1 pseudogene is annotated in these 545 nt (G+C 68.4%); it reads left to right on the top strand.

The annotated features are described in order from the left end of the window. Nucleotides 1–131: 131 nt before the first annotated feature. Nucleotides 132–545 (top strand): annotated as a pseudogene (locus tag VXC91_RS46780) (IS5/IS1182 family transposase); the annotation flags it as partial.

Here is a 545-nt window from a genome sequence, read left to right as displayed (position 1 = left end):
CGGTAAGCGTCCGTCGCTCGCTGTGATCGCGATGCTTCCGCTGCGGCCCGTGCGGTCCCCAAGTCCGGGCAGGCGTAAGGCCCCTGGTAGGAACGATCTTGCGACGGATTGTTCTGACCGAGGGGCCTCACGTGTCGACCAGTGTCACATACACCGCGGTGCTCGATGTGAAGCGGTCCACCGCCGAGCACCTGGCCCGGCTCCTGCGTGACCACCGCATCGCGGCCGGAACCCGCAGGGGCAGGCGGGCGCTGGGCTGCTTCCGGCAGGCAGTGCTCGTCCTGCGCTGGTTCATCGACAACACCCGCCTTTCCCAACTCGCCCGCGACAACGGCCTGTCGGCCTCCACCGCATACCGCTACCTCCATGAGGGACTGACCGTTCTGGCGGCCGGGGCGCCGGACCTTGCGACTGCGCTGGAACGCGCGAAGGCGGCCGGGCTGACACATCTGAACCTTGACGGCACCGTCATCCGCACCGACCGCGTCGCCGCTCCCGGCCCCAACGGCGCAGACCTGTGGTGGTCCGGAAAACACAAGCACCAT

Origin of the sequence: Streptomyces chiangmaiensis, assembly GCF_036281785.1 — a bacterium.
In the GTDB taxonomy this organism is placed as follows: domain Bacteria; phylum Actinomycetota; class Actinomycetes; order Streptomycetales; family Streptomycetaceae; genus Streptomyces; species Streptomyces chiangmaiensis.
The sequence above is the reverse complement of the archived record's forward strand: the minus strand, read 5'-3'. Positions and strand labels throughout refer to the sequence as shown.